The sequence below is a fragment of the Rufibacter roseolus genome, from assembly GCF_017916365.1.
Classification (GTDB): Bacteria; Bacteroidota; Bacteroidia; order Cytophagales; family Hymenobacteraceae; genus Nibribacter; species Nibribacter roseolus.
The window spans coordinates 125,915-152,416 of the sequence record NZ_JAFMSU010000002.1; the positions used below are offsets into that span (position 1 = coordinate 125,915).

Consider the following 26,502-nt stretch of genomic DNA (forward strand, 5'->3'; position numbering starts at 1 on the left):
GTTCTTGCCAAAAAAAAATCTAAGGAAATATCCATTATTTATAAGTTACTACTAACGGTCTCGTGTATGAATTGTGGATAGGTTTCAAAGAAGTATCCTGTCCTATGTGGCAAAACGTATTTAAAAAACTACAAATGCTCACTGTATTCCATCCATGTTCTATAAACCATGTCATGCATAGGCTTTACTCATTTTTCCAAATAATTACTTTCCCATTGTCATCTCCTGTAATAATGAACTGCCCATTAGGCGAAAAACCGATACTACTAATTTTACTGAACAATCTAATCTTTTCCCCTCGGAATGTCATTACCTCATTCCTGTCTTTGCCGAAAGTAGATAGGAGGTCTCCCTTTTCATTTATTACACGAATAAGTCCATCAACTCCAAGCAGTGCAAGTTTATTATTTGTGGGAGTACCAGTTAATGTGTAAAAACCATTTAAACTAAGTTCCTTTGAATGGGTTGTTGCAGAATTGTAAAGCTTTTCCTGTCTACTGTCATTATTATGATTGAAATGGAAATAGATTGCCGACCTAAAAGGAATGCTGGAATATCTCTCGAATCCTTTGATTATATGTGTACTGCTGTCCCTGATATTGAGGACAAGGTTCGGTTCAATGAAAATTGTAGAATCGGTAGAAAAGTAGATTTTGGTGTCCTTCTTATTGTTGAGTATTTTAAAAGAACTCTGAATTTCGTGATTCTGATTCCACGTCTTGAGGATATTAAACTTGTCTATAGATGCGATGGTCTTCTTGTCAGGCGTAACTGAAATTGACTGTACTAATTCAATGTGTGATATTTCCCTACTTACCTGAGGTACTTCCAAATCTTTCTTTATGTTCAATTTAGGAAATGTAGATTTAACAGAACCAATAGCATTACGAGCGCCAGTGACATTTTTATCAAAAGAAATATTAGCATAATCTTGAGTTAACCTTCTATCGATAAGCTCATATTCTATTTTCCCTAAACTGTTTAAGCATTTTATTACATGTCGATATATTTCATTGTTGTTCATTTCTGTAACCCCAACTAAAAGCGAATTGGAATTTGGAATAAATGACAATGAATTAATTTTTCCTTCAGCTAACTTGTAACTGTAAATGAATTTTCCATTATAGTCCCAAACGATAACTGACCTGTCATAACTACTAGTAGCAAAAAGAGAATCAGTTGTTGCTACTGAAATTATTTTTTCTGTATGCCTAGTTTTCAATTGATGTTTTTTGAAGTCCTGCCCATGAATATAAGAACAGGTAAAAAGCATTATTAGAAGTGCTAATATTCTACACATTATTTTTTAAGCTTTTGCATAAGGGTCTCGTGTAAACAGCATGCGAGGCCTTTGGCCGAAGTATGTTGTTTACATAATGTAAGCTCCTGTGTTTTTTATTCAATTCTTTTTCTGTTCACGTTGTAAAGGTCAAAATTGGGGTGATGCCAAAATTTTTCAAGACCTACTTTATTAAATTTTTCTATCTCTGAGGAGTAAATCGGGTAAAGTCCAGCAAGATTAATTTTATAATCTTGTCCTACATCAATACCAAGATAATCCTCCTTGCCAAGTATTGAAGGCCCGAAAATCAGGAACGCGTCCATTCCCGAATCATCAGATATTTGCTCTTTGAAATTAATAGTATGTCCATAGGCAAAGCTTGATTTTCCCCGAAGGTGGTTCCCAATGTATCCGACTACTTGGCCCCAAGATATGTCATCTGATTCAACCGTGATACAGAGTTCAGGTCGCCCAGATTTCCAATCCTTATGCTCTGTGAGGGAAACTCCGTAAGTCAATGCAGTAATCATCCCTTTTTCAGGTATGTCCCGGTATACAATGCTCGTTACTCCAGGAAGGTTTTCGTCCAATGACTCCTCAGTAAAGAATTCTGGCTCCACTTGAAATATAGAATCTAGATATTCAAGGTATTTTTCTATCGTGGTATTTGCCATTTCTTATTCTAACATTAGAGCTTACTATTGGCTAAACGGAGTTATTCGGCTTATCAGCATTATATCTGCAGTCAGACATACTGTTTAACAGCAATATAAACGGATAACTGAAACAGGGCTACCAAATGCTATTTGCAAAAGCAATGTAATCAATTTTGGCTGTGGCTTAATACCCACTAGGCATTTCTGTATTAAGGCTGTTTTCCTGAAATCGGCTTGAAAACGGAACAGCGGGTGGGGCTTGCTTCGTTATAGACAAATGCTATTCTTCGTTTCGGCAGGCTAAGGTTAGATGGAAAGCGCTGGCACTAGGAACGAAAGAGCAAAAACCAGTATCTTTGCCTTAATGAAAATTGGAATCATCTTTGGTGGACCGTCCCGGGAGCGCGAAATCTCTTTCGCCGGTGGCCGCACCGTCTTCGATAACTTAGATAAATCCCTGTTTGAGGCCGTTCCGGTATTCGCCGACAGCCTGGGGAACTTCATTCTGCTGGACTGGCACTACATCTACAAAGGAACCATCCGCGATTTCTACCCACCGGTAGACGTGCTGCCCAACACCGAGCACGGCCTGCAGATGTACCTGGAGTCTTTGGGCCAACTGACCGAGGAAGAACTGAATGACATCGCCTCGCGCGTAGGAAAGCGCATCCATCCGCACCAGTTCAAGGAGCTGTTTGACTTCGCGTTCCTGACCCTGCACGGGCCATATGGCGAGGACGGCAGCATCCAGGGCCTGCTGGAGTGGTACGGCATTCCGTATTCCGGCTCGGGTATTCTGCCATCGGCCATTGGTATTGACAAGATCGCGCAGAAAGCCTTGTTGCAGCAGCACGGGTTCGCCACGCCAGATTACCGCATTCTGAGCTTGCAGGAGTGGCACGCCACCCAGGACCGCGCTGCGTTGCTGGACAGCCTGGTGGCTGATCTGGGTTTGCCGTTGGTCTTGAAGGCCCCGCACCAGGGTTCTTCCATCGGGGTGTCTATCATCAAGGAGAAAAACCTGCAACTGTTTGAAGAAGCCATCGCGCGCAGTTTGTTCACCCTAACCATCCGCAAGAGCGAGTGGAGCAGCAAGAGCGCCGCGCAGCAACTGAACTTCATCAAAACCTTGACCGATATCCGCGAGGGCATCGGCTTGCCGGTACAGACCCAGGACGGAAAACTGGTGTACGCCCCCGAGGAACTGCTGAGCCTGCTTTCGGCCACTTTTACCCAAAACGGCCCCGAAACGCTTACCCTTACCAACGTGGAGAGCGAGACGCAGGTACTCATTGAAGCCTTCATCAACGGTCGCGAGTTCTCGTGCATAGTGGTGCAGGACCAGGCCGGGCATCCTATTGCCTTACCCCCCACCGAGATCCGGAAAGGCGGCGAGGTCTTTGACTACCGCTCTAAATATCTGCCGGGCCTCAGCCGCAAGATCACGCCGATAGATTTGCCCACGGAGCAGATCCAGGAAATCAGGTTGCAGTGCGAGCGCCTGTACACCAGCCTGGGCTTCAACGTGTATGCGCGTCTGGATGGCTTCATCACCGAGGCTGGCGAGATTTTCCTCAATGACCCCAACACCACCTCGGGCATGTTGCCGTCGTCGTTCTTCTTCCACCAGGCCGCTGAGATCGGGTTGAACCCGTCTCAATTCCTGACCTACATCATCCGGACGTCTCTGGCTGAGCGGGTGAAAAGCGGAAAGAACACGGCGTACCTCACCGGCTTATTGAAAAGATTAGACACGGCCATGGCCGATGAGCGCGCGCACCGCCACGACAAACTGCGGGTGGGCGTGATTATGGGGGGGTACTCCTCTGAGCGCCATATCTCGGTGGAAAGCGGCCGTAACATCTATGAGAAACTGTCTTCGTCCACCAAGTACGAGCCTATTCCTATCTTTTTGACCGGCGATCAGGACTCGCACCAGCTGTACCAAATTCCGATCAACATCATGTTGAAGGACAACGCCGATGATATCAGGGAGAAGATTGAGGCCTCAGAGGCGGGTGTGCCTACGCACCCGGTTTTGGCCCAGATCAAGGAAGCGGCCTCGGGCATCACGCGCCTGTACGCCGGTAACTCTTTGCAAAAGCCGCAGCGCCTGACCTATGAGCAACTGCAAGGGCTGGTAGACGCGGTGTTCATTGCTTTGCACGGCAGACCCGGCGAGGACGGTGAACTGCAGACCGAGCTGGAGAAATTCCATATCCCGTACAACGGATCAGGTATCCAGTCTTCGCAGGTGACCATCAACAAGTTTGAGACGAACAAGATCCTGCGCCAGAACGGCGTACCGGTGGCTGATCACATGTTGGCCTTCAAGAAAGACTGGCAGGAAAACCCCGAGGCGTTTTTCGCCCAAATTGAGCAAAGCTTCCGCTATCCGTTCATCGCCAAACCCGCCGATGACGGCTGTTCTTCGGCGGTGAAGAAGATCAAGACCCGCGAGGAGCTGGAGGCGTTTGCCGAGCTGATTTTCCGGAACTCCATTGATATCCCGGAGACCCCGGCCCGTGTGCTGAAGCTGAGCTTTAAGGAAGAGGTGCCCCTGAAAGGCTATTTCCTCATTGAGAACCTCATCTCTCGTGAGGGCGCGAAGCACTTCCTGGAGATCACCGGCGGTCTGCTCACGAGCTACGGCCCCAACGGGCGCACCGAGTACGAAATATTTGAGGCTTCAGAAGCGTTGGCCGAAGGAGAGGTTTTGAGCTTGGAAGAGAAATTTCTGGCCGGCGAGGGGCAGAACATCACCCCGGCCCGTTACGCCCGTGATCCTGAGGAGCGCCAGCGCATCTCAGACCAGGTGAAACAGGATCTGAAGCGGGTTGCCGAGATCCTTAGAATTGAGGGCTACGCCCGGATAGATGCCTTCGTGCGGGTGCACCCCGATGACAGCGTGGAGACCATCATCATTGAGGTGAACTCGCTGCCGGGCATGACGCCGGCCACGTGTATCTTCCACCAGACCGCCATCAACGGCTACAAGCCTTACGATTTCATTGACCGCATCCTGCAGTTTGGGATGGAGCGCACCAAAAAAGTTATTTCTTAATTCATGAGTGGTTTTCTGAAGGCCCAAACGCTGGGCGATTTGTTTAAGCACCTGTTCATCATGGCGGCCATTGTGTTGCTGCTATTGTTCCTGTTCTTCTTTGTTTACCTGCCCAGCACCACCAACCACGGCGAAACTATCTCGGTGCCCAACTTGGCGGGCATGAGCGTGGAAGAACTGGAGGATTTCCTGGCCGACAAAGACCTGCGCTTCTACGTGAGCGACTCTACCTATGAGCAGGGCAAGCAACCGTTTACCGTGATCACCCAGGAGCCTAAGGCAGGGGAGAAGGTGAAGGAAGGCCGCAAAATCTACGTGAGCATCAACATGAAGAACCCGCCGCTCATCAAGATGCCCAAGCTGATTGAGGGATCGGTGAAGAACGCCGAAATGATCCTAAAAAGCTATGACCTGAACCTGGGCGACATCAAATACGTGCCGGATCTGGCTGAGAACTCCATCCTGCGTCAGTTTGTGAACGGCCGCGAGATCAAACCCGGTGAGCCGGTAGCCAAAGGCTCACGCATTGACCTGGAAGTGGGCAATGGTCTGGGCAACACTGAACTTGAAGTGCCGCTTTTGGTGGGAATGCCCGTAGATGAGGCCACCATGCTGGTAACCGGACAAGGTTTGCAGATCGGGTCCGTTATCTACATGGAAGGGCCCAACGGAGAGCCCAACGGAACCGTATTGAAGCAAAGACCCACCACCACAGACAGCGTCAAAACCATGATCCGGACGGGTCAGTTTATAGACATCTGGGTGGCCGGTCCGCAACCGGTAACGCCAATCCAATAAAAAGACCTCTATGCGCAAGGGACTGACCATCTTTCTGATTTTAATCTTAGGGGGATGGACAGCCCGCGCACAGGTGCTGACTCCGCTCAACTCACTTCCCCGTTTAGGGGCAGATTTCGGGAAAACGGCCCTAAAACCCGTTACCGGCCCGCAACCGCTGGCCTCCGGTGATACCCTGGCCCTTCCTTTTTTTGATGATTTCGCGAAGGGCGAAGGCGCTCCCGATCCTGCACTTTGGATCTCCCGAGGCGGGGTCTCCGTGACCAACCGATACGCGGCCAATCCTCCCTCTATCTTCGCGGCAACCTTTGACGGCCTGCAGGCCGATGGTCAGCCCTACGGTGTAAGCACCAGCATCGGTCCTACCGATACCCTTACTTCCAAGCCCCTTCACCTGGGTGGTTTGCAGCCCCAGGACTCTATCTATCTCAGCTTTTATTGGCAGTCCGGCGGCTTGCTCGATGCCCCTGATTTCTCCAGTTCCAACCTGTTTTACCTGCAGTTGGAGTTCAAAGACGCTAACGGCGCCTGGAACCCGGTCTGGACCCAGAAAGGAAACGGCCGCTCTACAGATTTTGCCGCAGTGATGCTGGCTCTGAAAGAGAGCCGATATCTCTACAATGGGTTTCAATTCCGGTGGGTAAGCAGTGGGCGCCAAAGCGGCCTTAGGGATGTCTGGCAAGTGGATTATGTGTTCCTGGATCGTAACCGCCGCATGAACCAACTACAGACTTTTGACGTAGCCTTAACTCAGCGATTGCCTTCCTTGCTGCAGCGCTATACCGCCATGCCGATCTGGCAATTCCTGGAGAACCCCGCCGCTGAGACCCGGGCACAGGTGGGTTCAGAGATGGGCAACCTCAGCAACGTGCCCGCGGCCATCAGTTGGCGGGCCTCGGTGCGGAACCTTACCACCGGCGTGGTAGATACTTTCCTGCGCGGCAATGCGCCTATTAACGCCGGGACCAGAACCCCTATCACGGCCGCGCCTTCCAGCGCTTTCCTGGGGAGCCAGAGCCAATCCTATTCCCTGGAGACTCTGCTGTTCCTGAACACCAAAGAGCCTAACTTCTACACCCGCTACAACGATACCCTTCGGCGCCAGACCGATCTCCAGGACTACTACGCCTATGACGATGGTTCAGCAGAAACCGGTTTCAGCTATCCTTCAGGCACGGCCGTGCAGCTGGCTTACCAGTTTGACCTGAACAAAACTGACTGGATTAAGGCCGTCAGGATTTACTTTACCGGCACCAACACTCCTGGCACCGAGCTGTTCCTGCGTATTTGGAACGACAACAACGGCCAACCTGGAGCCCAGCCTGTGTACGAGCAACGCTTCGTGCTGCCCGCCACGTCTGGCTTGAACAACTGGTTGGATATTACCCTAGAGCGGCAGGTAGAAGTGCAGGGTCGGTTTTATGTGGGTTATCGGCAGCCTTCGGGCGGCGTGTTTGTGAACATCGGCTTTGACCTGAACGATAATGCAGATGGAAAGCTGTTTGCCATGAACGGTGCTACGGCCTGGGGAACGGTGCCCAACTTAGGCGGCGCTGTGCTCATCAGGCCTGTCATGACCGGTACGTTGACCGCAGCCGGGGATGAGCTTGCGACGGTTGAAACGCTTCTCTATCCAAATCCCACCACAACGGGAGAATTTTACCTGAGCCAGCCTTTTGATAGCTTTGAGCTTTATTCCCTCACCGGTCAGATGCTGCAAACCTGGACTAAAGGAACAGCCAGCCAGCGGTTGACGTTACCTACAGGGTTGGCCTCGGGGATTTATCTTGTAAAAGCCCGGAAAGGTGACCAACTTAGAACCGCTAAACTAATACTTCATAGATGATTACTTCTGATATCACCGCCGCCGAGCTGAAACAACGCCTGGCCAACAACGAAACACCTATCCTCATTGACGTGCGCGAGCCCTGGGAGTTTGAGGAACAAAGCATCCCCGGCGCCAAATTGATTCCCCTGGGGTCTTTGCCAGAGCAACTCCATGAACTGGAAGAATACAAAGACCAGGAAGTGCTGGTGCAGTGCCGCTCCGGCAAACGCTCTGCCACCGCCCAGGCCTTCATGCAACAGCAAGGCTTCACCAACGTGCGCAACGTGTTAGGCGGTATCCTGGCCTACAACGAAGCTTAAGCAACTAACCTTTTATAAAAGAGAGAACCCGTTTGGGGTCTGTTTTTCAGAAAACAGTCTCCAAACGGGTTCTCTCTTTGTGGCCTGTAATAACTGGGTTAAGGATTGGTGGCTAAATAGCTTGGCTAGAAAAGCCTGGCGCTAGTCCATTCACCTAAAAACCTGGTTCAAGTTTTCAACTTGGACCCAACATGCCGGAAGTTTGCAAATCAGTGAGGCAAAGCCTCAAATGGGTTTTGCAGATGATGTCACCCACAGCCTCACACCAGAAAGATCCAGGTAATCTTAGCTGCGGTGGCAGGCGCAAGGGCAACCACAAGGGATTGCCTCTATAAAAGATAAAGTCAGTAAAACCAACCAAACAGTTTAAAGGGGCAATGCTACCTTGAGCGTATTGATTCCCCTCCTAGGAGGGGTAGGGGAAGGTTCCATTTTAGCCCTACTTTCCTCAAAACAGCCCTAAAACAAGAATCTTAATCTATGATGAACGGGGCCGGGCTGAAGCAGAGCACAAAGACTACCAAGGCAAACCAACCCAGAATTAACCTTCCCCTGCTCAATGGCTCCTCGTTGGGGCTGGGTGGGTGGAACACGCCCAAGGCCCTGGACAGCACCAACCCGAATACGAGCCAACCATTGTAACCCTGCACTTGGGGCCAAATCGATTGTACGGCCAACTGACCGCTTAGCACCCCGGCGGCTACGAGCAGACCCCGGCGAGAATCCGGGAACAGCGGCTGGAACACAATAATCAGGTACAGCGCGTAACCTCCCCATTTCCACCAGTCCTCCTCCAGATTGACCTGCAACGGTAAAAGCCCCAGGCCGGCGTAAAACACGAAAATGGTGAAGAGGATGGGAGACAACCGGTTGAAGCGTTCGTAGCCCATCATTCCGTACAGAATGTGGCCGCCGTCCAGCTGGCCGATAGGCAGCAAGTTAAGGGCGGTAAAAAACAGGGAGAGAAACCCCGCGAACAGGATGGGGTAATGCATGATCTCGTAGCGACTGGGCAGCAAGGCCGGATCGGCTATCAGTTCCTCAAAAAGCCAGAACAGCAGGTTTTTCCCAATGGCCAGGTCATCAGGCTGGAGATAGGCAAAGGCTTGATAATTCTCTCCCCAAGCGCGGTAATTTGGGTGGATGGCGTACAGGTACTCCATTGACGGCAGGTGGGTGAACCCGTAGCCCAGCAAACCCAAGGCTACCACAAAGCCGGCCAAGGGTCCCGCAATGCCGATGTCAAAGAACTCCTTCCGGGAGAAGATACGCTCTTTGATCTTGATGAAAGCCCCCATGGTTCCAATCCCGAAGGTGACGCCCAGCCAGACGGGGATGTAATAGGGCAGGGTCACGCGTACCCGGTAGAAGCGGGCAGTGAGATAGTGCCCGAACTCGTGGGCCGTGAGGAACCCCAGGAAAGCCAGGGAAAACACCAGGCCGCCGGCCACCTCCTGGACGGTGATCGTCGGGGGCCAGATGAATCCCTCCAGTCCGTAAAAGAAAGACCTCCCGTAACGCCATTCGGCCCCCGCAAACGTGGTGGTGGCGAGGGTGATCAGAAAAAGTAGCGCATGCAGGAAAAGGTTACGCTTCATGCGCGGGCAGGGCCTCTTTCAGGGCTTGGTTGATGGTAAGGGGAGGAGCCAGGTGAAGCGTTTGCAGGCCCACTTGTTTAGCGCCCTCAATGTGCTGGATGCTGTCATCAATGAAAAGGGTCTCTTCGCGGTTCAGACCGTTTTCTGCTAAAATGTGCTCAAAAACCTCTCCGCCGGGCTTCCGCATCCGCACCAGGTGCGAGTAGTAGGTTTTATCAAAGAGGCTGTCCAGGCTGGGGATCCCGAAGTTGTCTTCCACAATCTTGTTGAAGGCCAGCATGTGGATGGCGTTGGTGTTGCTGAGCAAGTACAGGTTGTAACGCTTTTTCAGCTCGCGGAGCAGTTCAATCCGCTCGGCCGGGATGTCCAGGAGCAGGCTGTTCCAGGCTTCGTCTATCTGCGCATCAGAGGCCTCAATGAAGTACTCGGCCCGGAGCCCTTCCCTGAATTCCTCAGAGGAGATATCTCCGCGCTCATAGAGGTCAAACAATTCAGATTGTTTCTTTTGGCTGAAATCTACGTTGGCGCCGGTTCTGCCGTAAGCTTTCAGGGCATCGGTTCCTTTGGCATAGTCAATGTTGATGATCACGCCGCCCAGGTCAAAGATGATATTTTTGATTGAAGAAAAGTCCACGATTATTGAGTCTATATTTTGCGATTTAAACGCAAATTTGTAGAATTGCACTCCCAAATCAAAGATTTGGCCGGGCCTATAGCTCATTCGGTTAGAGCAACTGACTCATAATCAGTAGGTGCTTGGTTCGATTCCAAGTGGGCCCACTTCATAATCAGCCACTTACGAGGTAAAACTTGTAGGTGGCTTTTTTGTTTGCACACAATTTGCACACCATTCAATATGTATTGGTTTATCTAAGTACTTCAAGTGCTGGTATATTACCTTAGGCAGAGGTATTTTAAATACTAGTCCATTCTCATAAACTATATTTTCCTGCGTTTCTATCTGATTAAGTGCAGGGTGCTACAGAAGGGGCTTCCATCAGAAGCAATTAAAGAACTTGTTGCGAAGCCTGCTGATCTAACAGCCTATAAGGTTGTATTGGGTTAGCCTCTTTTGCTTAACATGTGCCATGTCAAATTGGAATCCTTCCGGTTCATCTATATGATAGAAAAGAGCAGGTGGCTCTCGGGTGGCGAAATGCAATAAACAGCTACATGTTCAGGATGCGTTTCGGGGAATGCTTTCGTGGCTCTCTATTTTAGTAAGCCTGGAGTAGCGCCAACATCTTTCTATCCAGTTGATGCCCTTTATAGTCTTCATAGGCAACATCAGCCCGGCCGCTGTCCAGCACTCCGAAATCGCCGCGCAGATTCCATAGTGACCAACCCCACCCGTTTTCTTTCCAGATCTCCAGATTGTCTTTCATCCAGGCGAGGGACACATCGTGGGGCGTGTGTCTGTAAGCCCCCCATTCGCCCACATGAACCCCTACGTTTTCATTTGATAACTTCTTCCAGGGTGCAAATATTTCGCGTTGCAGGCGTGCTTTGTCCCACACATCCGTTTCGCTTTGTTTATAGGGCCAGGTTGGCAGGGGCCATGTATCGGAGCCGGATACCCAAGATGCCTTGTAGTGGGTAAGCTGGAAAGGCCCGTAACCGCGGGTGCTCTGGCCCACCTGCAGGTCTTTGATGCCGAAAACAGGCTTGGTGCCGTAATGCATGCCATCGGCAATAATAAGGCGTTTCGGGTCCTCCGCCCGGATGGCTTCAACCAGTCGCGTTACCACGCGCACGTAATCGGGTTCCTCTACCTTGGAGGGCTCATTGATCAAATCGAAGCTCAGCCTTTTATTGGAGATGCCTTTGTAGCGCCTGGCAAACGTTTGCCAGTGGAAAGCGGCGGCCTCCAGGGCTTTCTCATCTTTCCAGAGGTTAAGCGGCTCTTCCGGCGGATTCACGCAGTAGCCTGGAATGCGGTGGAGGTTCAGGTTTACGTGTATCTTGTACTTGCGGCCAATGGCAACAGCCTGGTCAATTTCCTTCAGCACCTTCTCATCCATCTGCAACCAATTATCGGGCTTGGACCAGCAATGGTACGACATAGGTAGGCGGGCAAAATCAAAACCCCATTCGGCCATCATCTGAAAGTCGGTTTCCCGGTAAGGCTGGTTATGGTCACCGTTAAACTTCTCAAGCAAGTTAAAGCCTCGCCAGCGCGGCAAGTGGTTTGGGTTGGGATTATCGCGGGCGGCTAACGGGAAAGGCACTCCCGCCAGCGCAAAGGCAGTAGCACTTAGCCCTAATTTGATAAAATGGCGACGGTTCAGGTTTTCGAGCATCAGAGGCAATTAGGCATTATACAAACCTTTGGCTGACTATACCTTTAAATATAAGCAAGTGATTGTATCCTTCGGCAAGGTTACTAAGATATTTTGATGAGGTCTGATGCCAGGCCCTGAGAAGCTTGCGAAGCATCATTCAAGACCAGTTCCCAAACGTTCCTCCTACCTGGCTCACCTCGGGCTTTGAGCTGCCTGGTACCTCTGTTTTTGGCGTCTGCTTATTCAAGAATTCTACTGAATTTGTAAGCCGTTATAGAACAACGATGGGCCCTAAATCCACCAGGTTTAACAAGTAAATCCACAGGAAACTTTAAATGCCCTAATTCCAATGTTGTATATCCCGCTACCATGTATACATATTAGGTAGCAGGTTTCTTCATAGTATTCTGCTATTATTTTGGTGATTTATAAGCCATTTTTTGTAAAAAACTTAATAAGTGTCAAAAAAACACTATATTGCTTTAGAGAAACACTACAGCATACCTCAAATACCTCTGGCAGTAGAATAGACTTAGTAGAATAGACTTATTTAGATATCAGATCAAAAGTTTAACTCACAAACAAAGGACATGATACAAAGATTTATGACGGCTTGCATCTCAAGATTGGTCTTCATGGCCCTTACAGGGGTGATGGCTATAGGAATTTTCGCCCAGAACGGACACGCGCAGACGAGAAGCAGTAGCCAGGAGAAAAAGGTATCTGTGGAGATCGATCTCGCCAAACCCATCGGCAAAATGTATCCGGCCTGGGCCTGGTTTGGCTATGATGAGCCAAACTATACCTATATGAAGGATGGCAGGAAGCTGCTGACCGAGATTGCCCAGCTAAGCCCTGTGCCGGTGTATGTCCGGACCCATAGTTTGCTGGTCACCGGCGATGGGGAGGCTGCCCTCAAATGGGGATCTACCAATGCCTATACCGAAGATGCGGCTGGAAACCCGATCTACAACTGGCGACTGATTGACAGCATCTTTGATACGTATGTCCAAAGAGGCATGAAGCCCTTGGCGCAGGTAGGGTTTATGCCCCAGGCGCTTTCCACCAATCCAGAACCGTACCGGCACTACTGGAAGCCCGGCGACCCTTACACCGACATCATTACCGGCTGGGCCTATCCGCCGAAAGATTACAACAAGTGGGCCGAACTGGTCTTTCAATGGGTGCGGCACTCGGTGGAGCGCTACGGCCAGAAAGAAGTAGAGAGCTGGTATTGGGAGCCCTGGAATGAGCCGAACGGCCACTACTGGAAAGGCTCCAAGGAAGAGTTTTTCAAGCTGTATGATTATACCGCCGATGCGATTAAAAGAGCCTTGCCGTCCGCCAAAGTTGGGGGTATCAATATTGCGGGCACTGGTGGGAGAGACGCGCAACGCTGGATGCACGCCTGGGCAAAGCACTGCCTGGAGGGTACCAACTACGCTACCGGTAAAAAGGGCTCTCCGGTAGATGCCATTCTTTTTCATGCCAAAGGAGCGCCGCGGATAGTGGATGGACACGTACGGATGAACATGGGGACTCAGCTAAGAGACATAGAGGCAGGCTTTAAGTTTGTAAAGGCTTACCCGCAGTTCAGGAATCTACCAGTCATCATAGGAGAGTCAGACCCTGAAGGATGTGCGGCCTGTGGGATGGCCACAAACCCTGAGAACGCCTATCGCAACGGTACCATGTACTCCAGTTATACGGCTGCTTCGTTTGCCCGCAAGTACCTGCTGGCCGACCTGCACCAGGTAAACTTTGCCGGGGCTGTTTCCTGGTCGTTTGAGTTTGAGAACCAACCCTGGTTTTATGGTTTTAGGGATCTGGCCACCAATGGCGTAGGTAAGCCGGTACTGAATGTGTTCCGTATGTATGGCATGATGAAAGGCGACAGAGTGGCGGTAACCTCAGCGCAGGGGTATGATTTGCGTACGGCCGTTGACTCCAGCTTTCGCAAACCCTTCACCGACATCAACGCGCTGGCCTGCAAAGATGCCAGGGAAGCCACTGTCATGCTCTGGAACTACCATGATGATGATGTCAAAACCGAAGCAGAAGCCATCGCGGTGCGCCTCAGCGGCGTTCCGGCTAAAAAAGTAAAACTGACGCAGTACCTCATAGACAGCCAGCACAGCAACTCTTATGAGCTTTGGAAAAAGATGGGGTCACCTCAGAATCCTACGGCACAGCAAATAAAAGAATTGGAGAAAGCCGGGCAGCTACAGATGCAGGGCTCACCCTGGATGGTTTCTGTCAGCAACGGAAAAGCGGTAGTTGATATGAAACTGGAACGGCAAGGGGTAGCGCTACTGAGACTACAGTGGTAAGGAAGCCTTTGAAAAGCCGGCAGAGGAGTTGAACCAAACGGGGATCTTGTAAGGGAGGAAAAATAATCAATCTGGTTTGGTGACCAATTCAGAAAAATAGCCTCAAAAGAGCAGTAAGTAGTTAATGATTTGTAAAGGGTTAAGGTTGTTGACTCTTATTGACATCATCCACCCAGCCATCATTCCATAAGAGCCTTATGGCACTAATGCTACCACCTGAATCTCTGATAAATTCTACCTGGCTTTCATTGTCTACCTTAAAGAGACTTTCACTGATTGGTACCAGCAAGTCCATTTTATCTTTCTGATGCAGGTTTCTGCACCAAAGCTGGCCTTTTTCTACGGTAAATTGAAACTCTTCAAAGGTGCCGGTATACTGGGCAAGTGTCTTCTCAGGTAATGCCAGCTTCCTGGTTTTTGCCTGTAGGTCGTTCAGTAACCACTGGAATTTTCGTTTCTCAGCAGCTTCATTGGTACTACTCAGCAACTTGATTAAAATCAACTCCTGGGCTTTCAGGAAGGCACTGTCCTCAGGGATTGCAACGTTGGGAACAACCCCAATTCCTTCCCAATCTGTTTTCGTTTCTACATGCTCTAGCCGCGAGAAGGGGATAAACCCCACAAAGCCGTTTCCTAGGGCAAAGCTTCTGGTGGCATGGGCACCGCCCCGGGTGGTATCTCCTACAACTACAGCCTTTTTCAGGTGTTTCAGGTGATAGGCAAGGCCTTCGGCGGCAGAATAGGTTCTTTTGCTGGTCAGTATGTAGATTGGCATCTCAAGGTGAAAAGCATCCGGGCTTTCTGGCTTACTACCCACCCATTCTTCGGTCCAGCTATTGGTGATTCTATTGAAGGTTTTTCCGGCCAGTTGGGGTTGGCTGAAAAAGTATCGGGCTATCACCTGACCCATTTCTGGCCTACCTCCCATGTTGTTGCGCAGGTCCAGGATAAGCGCATCTGCATTGGCTACAAACTGCATGGCGGCTTGCACGGTTTTCTTTGACAGATCATTGAGGTCCGCAAAGTTGTTGAACACCAGGTATCCGATGTTCCCGGGCAGGACCTCGGCTTTTTTGAAGTAAAAGTTCTGCTTTTTGTCTTTCTCCGCGTCCTTTTGGTCTGGTTGGGAGGTGGCTACAAACTTCCGGATTCTTTTCTCCAGTTCAGGGTCATATCTTACTACCAGATGTTTGTCATGGTGATGCGCTCTTAAATCCCTGGTGAGGGCATTCGCCAGTTGAGGGTTGTCAGGCAGGTGGTCATATTCACCCTTTTTCAGCTTCTTTTGGATGCCTTTACTCATTTCATTGGCCTTCTCAGGGTACACGTAAACCCGCTTCAGAACACTGCTAAGGCTATCCACTACTTGCCTCCTGACAGTTCTATCCATTTTAGCGGCCTCCTGGGCAGTGGAAGGCCAGGAAAGTAAAACCCATAGCAAACCTGTGAGCACGGTTGATTTAAAGTTCATAAGGATTTTTGTTGAGGTTAACAGTGGCCGTAAACATAAAGCAACATGCCCCTTCACAGGCTTTAGAATTTCTTAAGCTATCCTGTAGATTTCACCATGGCTGGTCATCAATAACTTGTATATTTAGCTTAGGAGACATTTTTATGGAACAGAAAGACTTTCTTCTACAAGGCAGATATCTGGTGCGGCCCAACATTAATTCCGTTTCAGACACCTTTTCGCAAAATGAGGTGCGAATTGAACCCAGGCTGATGAAGATTTTATGTATGCTGGCCAGCCATGCGAACCAGTTAGTGACCAGGGAACAGCTGGTGAAAGAGGTATGGGATAATTACGGGGGAGGCGAGGAGGGGCTGACCTACGCCATCTCCTCCTTGAGAAAATTGCTCCATGACACCTCCAAGGAGCTGATAGAGACTATTCCTAAGAAAGGGTATATGCTTCATGCCCAAATCCAGGAGGCTGGTCAGCAGGAGCAGGTTACAAAAACAGAAAGGAAAGCAAGGCCCTTAAAGCCTGTGTTATATGGCTTGGTTTGCCTGGTGCTGGTCATGGGTATATACCTAGTGAGGGCGCTACCTTCAAAAGAAAGTGCTGCAAAAGAGGAGCAAATGGCCCAGGGTAAACTGATGGAGGTACCATTTGCAGCGGTGAACAGGCCAATAGAGGAGACTCCTTACAACACCATCACCACCCTTGGAAATGATAGTACCCGGTATAAACTGAAAGTGGAGGGTGACCGCCGGCCTGAGTTTTACATCAATGGCAGACTGCTTACTCCAGAGGAGATGGAAGGCCATCTAGATCTTATTCATCACCTCCGTAAAGAGTTAAAAAGGAGAAACGCTATTGGATTGAAAAACTAAGTAAAGCTGAAAGCCCGGTTTTCCGGGCTTTCAGCTTTACTTAAGCTTATGAAGTTTTGTCTCCTTTTCTTCTAGGACACTTCAGTATTTGCACCAGAACTCCTTTACATAAGTCTCACATAGCAATTGATTTGAGAAAGGGAGAGAAACGGAAGATGGTTTCTAAAGGTAATTTACCGTGTTTCCCTCCTAAAATACCGTATTTGTTCATCAACCAGCGGAGGAATAACGCTATAAAGAATTATGTTCCTTTGTATATGTAATAAGTTCCAGACTTGAATATGAAGCCTGCCACTTTAGTGCCATTGGAAGTGTTGAAAGCGTTTGAGACCGTGCCAGACCTCTACCTGGTGCTGTCTCCGGAGTTGGAGGTACTAACGGCCTCAGATGCCTTTTTGTGGGCTTCAAGGTCTGGGCGGGAAGAGTGGATGGGCAAAAACCTGTTCGGGGGAGCCTTGCCTGGCAACCTGGAGCAGCATGTTTTTTCCCCCGCAAAAGTGGAAGATGCCTTCCGGCAGGTACTCTCCGGCAAAAAGCCGCACCAACTGTCCCTGCACCTCCACAGCGAATTCCCCTGCACCAACGGTACCAGTAAACCAGGGCAAAAGTTCCTGCGCCTGCACTTAACCCCCGGCTTCAACGGCCAGCAGGAACTCCAGTACCTGCTGGTAAAGGTGGAGGACCAGACCGAACTGACTCTGTGCCGGGAAACGGTGCAGGCCATCACCTGTGACACCACCCAGCTCAAAAAGGCCGGAGAAGAACTAAAGCAGAACCAGCAATTGCTGCAGGCCACCCTGGACAGCTCCCTGGACATGATCCAGGTGTTTGAAGCCGTACGGGATGAAAGCGGCGAGATCATTGACTTCAGGTGGGTATTGAACAACCATACCTCTGAGAAATGGTACGGCAACGTCATCGGGCAGAGCCTACTGCAATCAAACCCCGGGGTGCGGGAAGAAGGGATTTTTGACACCTTCAAACGCGTGGTGGAAACCTGCCGGCCCGAGCAGTCTGAGCGGCACTATGTGCACGAGCAGTTTAACGGCTGGTTTTTCCAATCTGTGGTGAAACTGAACGACGGGGTGGCCACCACCACAACTGACATCAGCGAGCAGAAGAAAGCGGATAAACAAATAAAGATAGCCAAAGAGAACCTGCAGGCCGCGCTAGACAGCTCCCTTTACGTTATCCAGGCCTTTGAGGCGGTGAGAAATGAAAGCGGCGAAATAGTGGACTTCACCTGGATTTTCACCAATAATGCATGGAATGAGCTTTATGGGGAAATGATTGGCAAAAGCCTGTTGCAACAGAACCCCGCGGTTGTAGAAACAGGCTTGTTTGAAAAATTTGTGCAGGTAACAGAAACCGGCATTCCCGTAGACCACGAGCAATTTTACTCGCATGAACAGTTTCAGGACCAATGGTTTCATCAAACCCTGGTCAAGATGGGCGATGGCTTTGTGATGAACACAGAAGATATTACCCAACGCAAAAAAGCCGAAGAGGAAATTAATCGTCTGAAAGATGAAATAGCGCAAAAAGCAACCGATAAATACAAGGCACTTTTTGATTCCATAGATGAAGGGTTTGCCATACAGGAGGTGGTTACAGATGAAAATGGAAACGTTACTGATGTGATTTACCTTGAGGTTAACAAAGCTTTCGAACAGATCTCCGGAATGAAGGATGTGCCTGGCAAGAAGGCAAGTGAATTGCTTCCCCATCTCGAACAACACTGGCTCGATACCCAGACACATGTTTATAAGACAGGCAAGCCCATACGTGGCGAAAATTATTCAGTAGACCTGGGTCGCTGGATTACATATCAATTTTCACGGATAGGCGAGGCAGGCAGTCCGCTTGTTGGTGTCGTTTTCAATGACATCACGGATCGCAAACAGCGTGAGCAACAGCAAGACTACCTGCTCCGGCTGAATGATGCATTGCGCCCCATTGCTGATCCGAAAGAAGTTCAACGGGTCGCAATGCAGGTTTTAGGAGAGCACTTAAATGTAGACCGGGCTATATATGCTGAGATAAACATTGAGGAAGACTGGTTTGAAACAACAGATAATTATACAAGCAAGTCCGTTCAAAAGGTAATTGGTCGTTTTCCTTTTACTGCATTTGGGCCTCCCGGCGAAAAACTCAAAAAAGGTGAAAGCCTCATCATACATGATGTAACTGATGAGGTGGATGATGATTCAAAAAAGGCGTTTTATTCCATTAATGTGCATGCGGTTGTTGCAGTACCGCTTATTAAGCAGGGGAAGTTAGTAGCAGATCTCTCTGTTCACCAAACAACGCCCCGTCATTGGCTTGACCATGAAATCGCCCTCATACAGGAAACGGCTGAACGTACTTGGGCCGCAGTAGAAAGAGTGAACGCAGAAGCAGCGTTGCGCGAAAGCGAAGAAAAATACCGGACGCTGTTTGAAACAATCGAAGAAGCCTTTTGCATCATGGAATTGGTGCGAAATGAACAGGGCGATGTGGTAGATGTTATTTACAGGGAAGTAAACAAGGCTTTCGAACGCCACACCGGTCTTACCAATGTAGTAGGAAAAAGGTCCACCGAAACCATTCCAAACCAGGATCCTAATCGCTTCAAATTCTACCAGCGCCTTAGCGAAACAGGTGAAACAAGGCTGGATGAAGTGTATATAAATGACGTCAACAGGTGGTTGCGTCTTTATCGTATGCGCCTTGGCAGGCCAGAAAGCAATTTAATTGCAGCGGTGTTTGAAGATATTACCGAACGCAAACGCCGCGAACAACAACAGGAGTTTCTGCTACAGTTCTCAGATAATCTTCGTGCAGAACGAACAGCAGATGCAGTGGCTAATAGAGCGCTCCAAATGCTTATTGAATATTTGCGGCTTGATCGCAGCTATATCGTTTCTTATTATTTAGATAAGAACATCGCTTTACTTGATTACCAGATTGGCAATGAAACGGTGCCACCTTTGCCGGATACATTTGACCTTTCTCATTATCCTGAGGCTTACAAAGCGGTATTAGATCAGACCCTTGTGATAGAAGATGACTTTGAAAGACAAGGCTTATCAGAAAACGAAAAGCAAAACAGTGCCACGTTAGGAATGCGTGCAATGGTGGCTGCAACGGTACGTAAAAGGGAGAATAAGCCGCTTTGGTCAATGGTGGCTATCAACTCAAAGCCTCGGCATTGGACACCAGATGAAGTGCGGTTGGTTGAAGAAGTAGCAGAACGTACCTGGGCTGCAGTAGAAAGAGCCAAAGCAGAAGAAGCGTTACATAAAAGCGAAGAAAAATACCGCAGCTTGTTTGAATCTATTGACGAAGGCTTTGCTATACAGGAAGTGTTAACAGAGCAAGGTGGAAATGTAGTTGATTTAATTTACCGTGAAGTAAACGAGGCTTTTGAGCAACACACGGGAATGAAAAATGCACTTGGCAAAAAAGCCAGTGAACTAGTTCCCCATCTTGAACAGCACTGGCTACATGCCTTAACCCAGGTTTACAAAACAGGTAAGCCGTTACGTAGTGAAAACTATGCAGCAGATTTAAATCGTTGGATTACGTATCAATATTCACGTATCGGCGGGGAAGGCAGCCGGCTTATTGCTGCAGTCTTCAATGACATCACCCAACGCAAGCAACAAGAGCAACAACAGGCTTTTTTGCTCAGGCTCAGCGATGCGCTGCGGGCCTTACCTGATGCGGCGTCCATCAAAGACCTGGCCGTCAGAATGCTTGCCGGGCACTTGCGCCTGGACCGCTGCTATATCAGCGAGGTCTTCGAGCAGAAAGGAATCTCCACCGTCGGCCCGGAGCATATTCGACTGGATCTTTCTCCCATGTCGGGCGTCTTTCAACTGTCGGATTATCCCGAGACGATGCGCCAGCTCGTGACGCACCCTATGGTCATTGAGGACGTGACCCACGATCCAAGCTTCTCTGACTCCGAGAAAGAACTGCTGGCCGGGTTAAAGCTGCGTGCCCTGATGGTCGTTCCGCTCCGGAAGGGAGAGAGCCAGGTCATTTGGGCGCTCGCGGCCGCCATGGCCACGCCACGCTTCTGGACCTACCATGAGCGTATGCTGCTGGAGGAAACGGTTGAGCGCACCTGGGCGGCCGTGGAGAGAGCCGAGGCGGAAAGGGCCTTGGCCGACTCAGAGGAGCAGTTCCGCAGAGCCATAGAGGATGCCCCCATCCCGGTGATCATGCACGCCGAGGACGGGGAGGTGTTGCAGATAAGCCACTCCTGGACCGAGCTGACCGGCTACCGGCAGGAGGAGGTTCCCACCTTTGACCACTGGCTCACCCAGGCCTACGGCGAAGGGGCTGAGAAAGTACGCAGCCACATGCAGCACCTGTTCACGGGCCACCGGCGCACCGTAGACATAGATTTCCCGGTCCGCACCCTGCGCGGCGAGGTGCGTCACTGGAGTTTCAGCGCCTCCTCGCCGGGTACGCTCAAAGACGGGCGCCGCTTCATTGTGGGCATGGCCGTGGACATCACCGAGCGCCGCAGGGCCGAGGAGCAGCTGCAGGAGTTCAACGCCCAGTTGGAGTGGCAGGTAACCGAGCGCACCAAGGCCCTGCAAGAAAGCAAAGAACTGCTGGAAGCCTCCGCCAATACCTCCCCGCTGGGCATGGTAGTGGTGAAAAGCATTCGCAACGCCTCCGGCAAGCTCATTGACTTTGAGTACGTGTGGCTCAACGCCGTGAGCCGGGAGATGGCGGGCGAGGACGTGACCGGGCTCCGGATGCTGCAATTGTATCCGCATATAAAAGAAATTGGCCTGTTTGATGCCTATGTGAAAGCCGTGGACCAGAACGGCAGGGTAGACTTTGAAGAAAACTTCTCTTTAAGTCAGCGTTGGTTCCGGTGGCTGGCCGTTAAACTAGACGATGGGTTGTTCATCTCTGTGGAAGACATCACCGAAAGGAAGAATGCCGAGAAGACCGTGGCGGAGCACCTCACCCTGCTGCGCCAGTCAGAGGAGGTGGTCCGCATGGGCAGCTGGGAGTACAACCTGCAAACCGGCGCCTATCGGTGGTCGGACGGCATGTACCGCCTGTTTGGGCTACCCCTGGGGACCACTGTGCACCCCGAGACCTACCTGGAGTACGTGGTGGAGGAGGATCGGGCCATGGCCCAAGAGATGGTGGAGGGCCTGCGCCAGGGCCGCGAGCCCAAGGAAGACACCTTCCGGGTAAAGGTGGGCGAGGCGGAACTGCTCCTCAAGATCAAAGGCGTTGCCCTGCGCAACGGGCAGGGCGAGGTGGAGAAGGTGCTTGGCGTGGACCTTGACCTTTCTGAGGTACACCGCCTGGAGCAGGAGAACCTTCGGATGCGGCTAGAACAGCAGAAAGCCCTGCTGCTGGCCATCTTGGAGGCGCAGGAAGAAGAGCGCCGCCGGATCTCGGAGTCACTGCACAACGGCGTGGCCCAGATCCTGTACGCCACCAAACTGAATCTGGACCGGGCCAAAGAACAAGAGGTAGAAAGCGGCAAGGAAGAAAACCAACCGCTCCAGACCGTGGAAGATCTGCTCACCGAGGCCATCAACGAGACCCGGCGGGTGTCGCATGAGCTGGTACCTATGCTCCTGCAGGAGTTCGGGCTACAAGTGGCCCTGGAGGGCATGTGCCGCAAGTTTGAGGACAGCGCCTTATTCCTGCAGTGCAAGGTGGAGGGTCTGGAGCAAAGGCTGGAGCCCTACCTGGAGATCGCCCTGTTCCGGATGAGCCAGGAGCTGGTCAACAACATCGTGAAGCACTCCGGGGCCACGGCCGCCACGCTGTCCATCTGCAAGGAAGGAGAGCACATTCAGCTCCAGGCCAGGGACAACGGGCGCGGCATCAAGTCCGGGAAAAGCAACGGCAAGGGCATCGGGCTTAAGTCCATCCAGGACCGGGTGAAGCTCCTAAACGGCACGCTTTCCGTTTCCACGCCAAAATCCGGAAAAGGCACCTTAATCACCATTCAGGTGCCAGTCCGCTTTTGAGGTGTTTTCAGAAAAACGGAGGGAAATTGTTTGCTACTCCAGGCTTATCCTTTGTCTGTTGTAAACCAGCGTCTGCGTTTTAAGCGAACTATAAATTTTATTATTTGAGGCATGGGGTTTTCCTGAAAGCAAACAGGATTAGGAAGGGTCAGTTAACTCCCCTTTGCAAGTCCGCAGATGAAGATGACCAACTTTAAGTGGGAATGAGCCTCCTAAAAAACTATCGGACTTATGTTACGCAAGCGTTAAAGGCGGGAGCCAGATTTAACAATGGGTTAAAAGTGAACTAATGAAGGGGTAACAACAGGAAAATACTTTTGAGGTATAAACTCAACCCCTAGCCATGAAACCTTTTGTTACCAGAAAATCAGCCTTTGCGGTGGGCCTAACCGCTCTCTTCTTTTTAAGCGCCTGCCAGGACGATGACTCCTCTGGGGAGACTACTCCGGTTTCACCAGCGTTGGAGATCAAGAACCAGTCTGTGACGCCCTCGCTAGTGAAGTTGCTGTCTGGGTTTGAGGGCGTGAAAATCAATACCCTCATCAGCAGCGATGACAAACTGGAGGGTTCTCCCTCCTTTATCTACGGTGCCCAGCCAGATGGCTCCGGCCTGCTGAAGAACCCCGATGGCGAAGGCTACGTCATGATCACGAACCATGAGATCCTGCAGTCTGTGTCACGGGTGTACCTGGACAAAAACCTGAAGCCCACCAAAGGGGAGTACATCGTGGACGGTGCGGGCGGACGCTGGAGGCTTTGCTCGGCCACCTTGGCCACCCCGGAAGAGCATGGCTTCGGTCCCACGTTCCTGACTGCGGGCGAGAGCGGAATTGAGTCCATGATCCATGCCATCAACCCCTTCGGGTCCACCAATGACAAGAGCAACCCCAACCGGGTTTTGCCGGCCCTTGGCAAATGCAGCGCAGAAAACGCAGTTCCGCTTCCCAAGACCGCTTATCCGGGGAAAACGGCCATCTTCATAGGGGAAGACGAAAGCAATGCGGCCAACAGCCTGGGCCAGGTGAATCTCTACCTCTCTAACACCACCGGCGACTTACAGAACGGTAAACTGTACATGCTGCGCCGGACAAACAAGAACACCGTGGAAACCGATATGCAGGTAAACACGGCTTATGACGTGGAATTTGTTGAGTACAAAGACGTGGCCACCAGCACCGGTGCGCAACTAGTAGCCCAAACCGTGGAGCAGGGCGCCCTGCAGTTTGCCCGCGTAGAAGACCTGGACTACGGCAAAGGCACCGCCAACGCCAACAGAACCCTTTACTTTACTTCCACGGGCGTGAGCCAAGGAGACAAGATCACGCCGGTGACAGGCCTCACCATGTGGGGACGGGTGTACAAGCTTGAACTGGATGCCAATAACCCACTAGCCGGTAAACTCACCCCGTTGATTGACGGCTCGGTAGACCCGGGCAACAGCATTGTGAACCCAGACAACATCTGCGTGACGGATAACTTTGTGTACATCCAGGAAGACGGAGACTCTTATTATAAGAACAACAAGCATGACGGCCGTATCTGGCAATACAGCATCTCCACCAAACAGATCAAGCCCATGCTGGAGATGGACCACCGCAGATCAGACCCCACCTTCAACGCCAAATACAACCCCGGCAATGATACCCGCCTGAGCTCCTGGGAGTACGGCGCCATGTATGATATCTCCAGCCTGGTGGGCGTGCCCGGCACGTTTGTAGTGAACATTCACCCCCATACCTGGACCAGCGATAGCTTCCTGCCCGGCGGCAAAGGAGCCGATGGCAGCGGCGTCATCAACAACAAAGAAGGCGGCCAGACCGTGATCCTCACTGGGGTAGCCCGCTAGAAAACCAGCTTTAAATCTTCCATACACCATCGTCTGTCATGTCGCAAAAGCCTTCCGATTTTCGGTAAGGCTTTTGTCTTTCACCTGTTCAAGCCCATGAGACTAAACCTAAACCCTTCTCTTCTCTTACTCATAGCTTTTCTGTTTTGCGGCTGTTTTCCGGAAAAGAAGCCTGAAATACCCGCCAGAACAAAGGCGCATTTGCAGGCTCAGATTGATTCCCTGCAGCAGATCACCGAAGGGCAATTACTCCTGAGCGCAGAAAAAGGGGACGGGCCAACCCTGCAAAAAGCTTTCCTGCAAACCCGGCGGGCGTATAAGAAAATAGAATGGTTCACGGAGTATTATGCCCCCACCGCCAGCAAGGAACTGAACGGGGCGCCACTGCCCGAGATTGAGATTGAAGAAACGCGGGTTTTCCCACCCTCGGGGCTGCAGGTCATAGAAGAATATGTGTACCCAGAACCGCAGGCAAAGGACCGGGCAGCGCTGGTGCGGGAAATAAAAGCCTTTCTCTCTACCCTTAAAAGAACCCGCGTGATTCTGGACGAGACCGTGTTCACCGAGGGCCATATCCTGGATGCCACCAAGCAGGAGGTGTTCCGGACCATGGTCCTGGGCATTACCGGTTTTGACACTCCTTTGGCAAAAACAGGCGTAAAAGAGACAGCGGTGGCCTTGGCTGCGGTACAGAAAGTGCTTTCCTTTTTCGGGGAGAACACCCGGTTGCAAACGCTGCTACAGCAGGCCATCGTCTTCACCAACCAAAGCCCCGACTTTGATGCCTTTGACCGCATGACCTTCATCAGGCGGTACGCCAACCCTATTACCCGCGGCATGGTGGCCTGGCAGCAGGAACTCGGTATTCCGTTTGTGCCGCCGGCCTTGGCGCTGAACCCCACGGCCGCCACCTTGTTTGACCCCGATGCCCTCAACCTGAATTACTTTGTGGGCAATCTGGAGGCCCGGCCCACGCCCCAGAAGGTAGCATTAGGGAAAGACCTGTTCTACAACCCCATCCTTTCATCGGGCAGCCGTACCTGCAGCAGTTGCCACCAGCCTGACCTGGCCTTTACCGATGGTCTGCCCAAGAGCAATGCCTTGCAAAAAGGCCGGTTCGTGGGCCGCAACGCGCCCACGCTATTATATGCAGGGTATCAGCACGCGCAGTTCTATGACATGCGCTCGCCCACCCTGGAAAACCAGGCGCTGGATGTCATCGCTAACAAAGACGAGATGCATGCCTCCGTGGAAGAAGCCGCCAGCAGGCTCAATAGCCAGCCTGCCTATGTACAGACGTTTAAGAAGGCATTTCCAACCATGGAGAATGAAATCCTGCCCCGGCACGTGATGATGGCTTTGGCCGCCTACGTCAGGTCACTGGCTCCTTTCAACTCCCGCTTTGATTTGTATGTGCGGGGCGAGGAAGGCCAATTGAATAGCCAGGAGATTGCAGGCTTCAACCTCTTCATGGGCAAGGCCAAATGCGGTACCTGCCATTTTATGCCCGTCTTCAACGGTACGGCCGGTCCGGCCTTCACCAATACCGAGGGCGAAGTTCTAGGCGTGCTCCAATCCCCCAAAGCCAAAAAGCCCACCCTGGACCCCGATAAAGGAAGATTCGTCCATAATAAGATAGACGAGCTGAAATTTGCCTTCAAGACGCCCACCGTCAGGAACATTGCCAGGACCGCTCCCTACATGCACAACGGCGCCTACAAAACCCTGGAGGAGGTGATCGACTTTTACAACCAGGGTGGGGGAGTGGGGCTGGGCCTTTCGCTGGAGAACCAAACCCTGCCCAGTGACCAACTCCAGTTGAGCGCCCAGGAGCAGAAAGCGATTATAGCGTTTCTCCATTCCCTAACAGACCGCACGGAGTTGTAGTCAATAAAGTATCACCTGTCTATTGAGCACCTAAACCTTCAGGTTTGCTGCCGTTCCTGTAATAAAGGCCCCTAAACGGGTCTGCCGGGCCTCTTGGGCTTGGCTGCTTCTGTATGCCCATCCATTTAAATGTCCCTGGTTAGTGGTGGTAAGTATTATTTCCTGCCTTTAAAGCCTGCCTCAGTATTTCCTCTTTATGTGTGGGGTGTTAACCTATTGTTAATATAGTATCTGTATTAGATAATCCAGAAGAGGAGTTGCATTAGAGTATATAG

15 protein-coding genes and 1 tRNA gene are annotated in these 26,502 nt (G+C 50.9%); 10 read left to right on the forward strand and 6 right to left on the reverse strand.

The genetic code is table 11. The features are described from left to right. Nucleotides 1-184: 184 nt before the first annotated feature. Both J3P35_RS09540 and J3P35_RS09545 read right to left on the reverse strand, forming a co-directional pair. Nucleotides 185-1,300, reverse strand: coding sequence for a WD40 repeat domain-containing protein (locus J3P35_RS09540; RefSeq protein WP_210464335.1), 1,116 nt, complete (start codon nt 1,298-1,300; stop codon nt 185-187). 95 nt (nt 1,301-1,395) lie between these two features. Then, nucleotides 1,396-1,956, reverse strand: a complete 561-nt coding sequence (locus tag J3P35_RS09545) for a suppressor of fused domain protein (protein WP_210464337.1) — start codon at nt 1,954-1,956, stop codon at nt 1,396-1,398. A gap of 346 nt (nt 1,957-2,302) precedes the next feature. On the opposite strand from J3P35_RS09545, the gene J3P35_RS09550 reads away from it, so the two are divergent. The 4 genes from J3P35_RS09550 to J3P35_RS09565 are packed head-to-tail and all read left to right on the forward strand — an operon-like array spanning nt 2,303 to nt 7,948. Continuing rightward, a complete protein-coding gene (locus tag J3P35_RS09550) occupies nt 2,303-5,002 on the forward strand; it encodes a D-alanine--D-alanine ligase family protein (RefSeq protein WP_210464339.1) in 2,700 nt (899 codons plus the stop codon). A 3-nt stretch (nt 5,003-5,005) separates the two neighbouring features. Continuing rightward, nucleotides 5,006-5,800 (forward strand): PASTA domain-containing protein, encoded by a 795-nt coding sequence (locus J3P35_RS09555; protein ID WP_210464341.1) that lies wholly within the window; start codon nt 5,006-5,008, stop codon nt 5,798-5,800. 10 nt (nt 5,801-5,810) lie between these two features. Beyond that, nucleotides 5,811-7,646, forward strand: coding sequence for a T9SS type A sorting domain-containing protein (locus tag J3P35_RS09560; protein WP_210464343.1), 1,836 nt, complete (start codon nt 5,811-5,813; stop codon nt 7,644-7,646). After that, nucleotides 7,643-7,948: a rhodanese-like domain-containing protein gene (locus J3P35_RS09565; RefSeq protein ID WP_210464345.1), complete on the forward strand. Its 306-nt coding sequence runs from the start codon at nt 7,643-7,645 to the stop codon at nt 7,946-7,948. Before J3P35_RS09560 ends, J3P35_RS09565 begins: the two co-directional genes overlap by 4 nt. A gap of 473 nt (nt 7,949-8,421) precedes the next feature. Here J3P35_RS09565 and J3P35_RS09570 read toward each other — a convergent pair whose 3' ends face one another. Next, nucleotides 8,422-9,546, reverse strand: a complete 1,125-nt coding sequence (locus J3P35_RS09570) for a site-2 protease family protein (RefSeq protein ID WP_210464347.1) — start codon at nt 9,544-9,546, stop codon at nt 8,422-8,424. Continuing rightward, nucleotides 9,536-10,180, reverse strand: coding sequence for an HAD family hydrolase (locus tag J3P35_RS09575; RefSeq protein WP_210464350.1), 645 nt, complete (start codon nt 10,178-10,180; stop codon nt 9,536-9,538). Before J3P35_RS09575 ends, J3P35_RS09570 begins: the two co-directional genes overlap by 11 nt. 72 nt (nt 10,181-10,252) lie before the next feature. Between J3P35_RS09575 and J3P35_RS09580 the strand changes: the two genes are divergently transcribed. Then, nucleotides 10,253-10,326, forward strand: a tRNA-Ile gene (locus tag J3P35_RS09580). A 437-nt stretch (nt 10,327-10,763) separates the two neighbouring features. Here the strand turns inward: J3P35_RS09580 and J3P35_RS09585 are convergent. After that, nucleotides 10,764-11,846 (reverse strand): glycoside hydrolase family 5 protein, encoded by a 1,083-nt coding sequence (locus J3P35_RS09585; protein WP_210464352.1) that lies wholly within the window; start codon nt 11,844-11,846, stop codon nt 10,764-10,766. 635 nt (nt 11,847-12,481) lie between these two features. On the opposite strand from J3P35_RS09585, the gene J3P35_RS09590 reads away from it, so the two are divergent. Next, on the forward strand, nt 12,482-14,158 hold the full coding sequence (locus J3P35_RS09590; RefSeq protein ID WP_210465548.1) for a GH39 family glycosyl hydrolase: 1,677 nt from the start codon (nt 12,482-12,484) through the stop codon (nt 14,156-14,158). Nucleotides 14,159-14,297: 139 nt separating this feature from the next. Here J3P35_RS09590 and J3P35_RS09595 read toward each other — a convergent pair whose 3' ends face one another. Beyond that, nucleotides 14,298-15,629 carry a S41 family peptidase gene (locus J3P35_RS09595; RefSeq protein ID WP_210464354.1) on the reverse strand — a complete coding sequence of 444 codons (1,332 nt, stop codon included), beginning with the start codon at nt 15,627-15,629 and terminating at the stop codon, nt 14,298-14,300. A 143-nt stretch (nt 15,630-15,772) separates the two neighbouring features. On the opposite strand from J3P35_RS09595, the gene J3P35_RS09600 reads away from it, so the two are divergent. From J3P35_RS09600 to J3P35_RS09615, 4 genes are all read left to right on the forward strand, one after another. After that, entirely contained in the window at nt 15,773-16,495 is a 723-nt protein-coding gene (locus tag J3P35_RS09600; protein WP_210464356.1) for a winged helix-turn-helix domain-containing protein, read from the forward strand. A gap of 281 nt (nt 16,496-16,776) precedes the next feature. Continuing rightward, the gene (locus tag J3P35_RS09605) at nt 16,777-22,494 is read left to right on the forward strand and encodes a PAS domain S-box protein (RefSeq protein ID WP_210464357.1); all 5,718 of its coding nucleotides are present in this window, start codon (nt 16,777-16,779) and stop codon (nt 22,492-22,494) included. A 343-nt stretch (nt 22,495-22,837) separates the two neighbouring features. Beyond that, on the forward strand, nt 22,838-24,340 hold the full coding sequence (locus J3P35_RS09610) for a PhoX family protein (protein WP_210464358.1): 1,503 nt from the start codon (nt 22,838-22,840) through the stop codon (nt 24,338-24,340). A 201-nt stretch (nt 24,341-24,541) separates the two neighbouring features. Then, on the forward strand, nt 24,542-26,227 hold the full coding sequence (locus J3P35_RS09615; RefSeq protein ID WP_210464359.1) for a cytochrome-c peroxidase: 1,686 nt from the start codon (nt 24,542-24,544) through the stop codon (nt 26,225-26,227). Nucleotides 26,228-26,502: the final 275 nt, after the last annotated feature.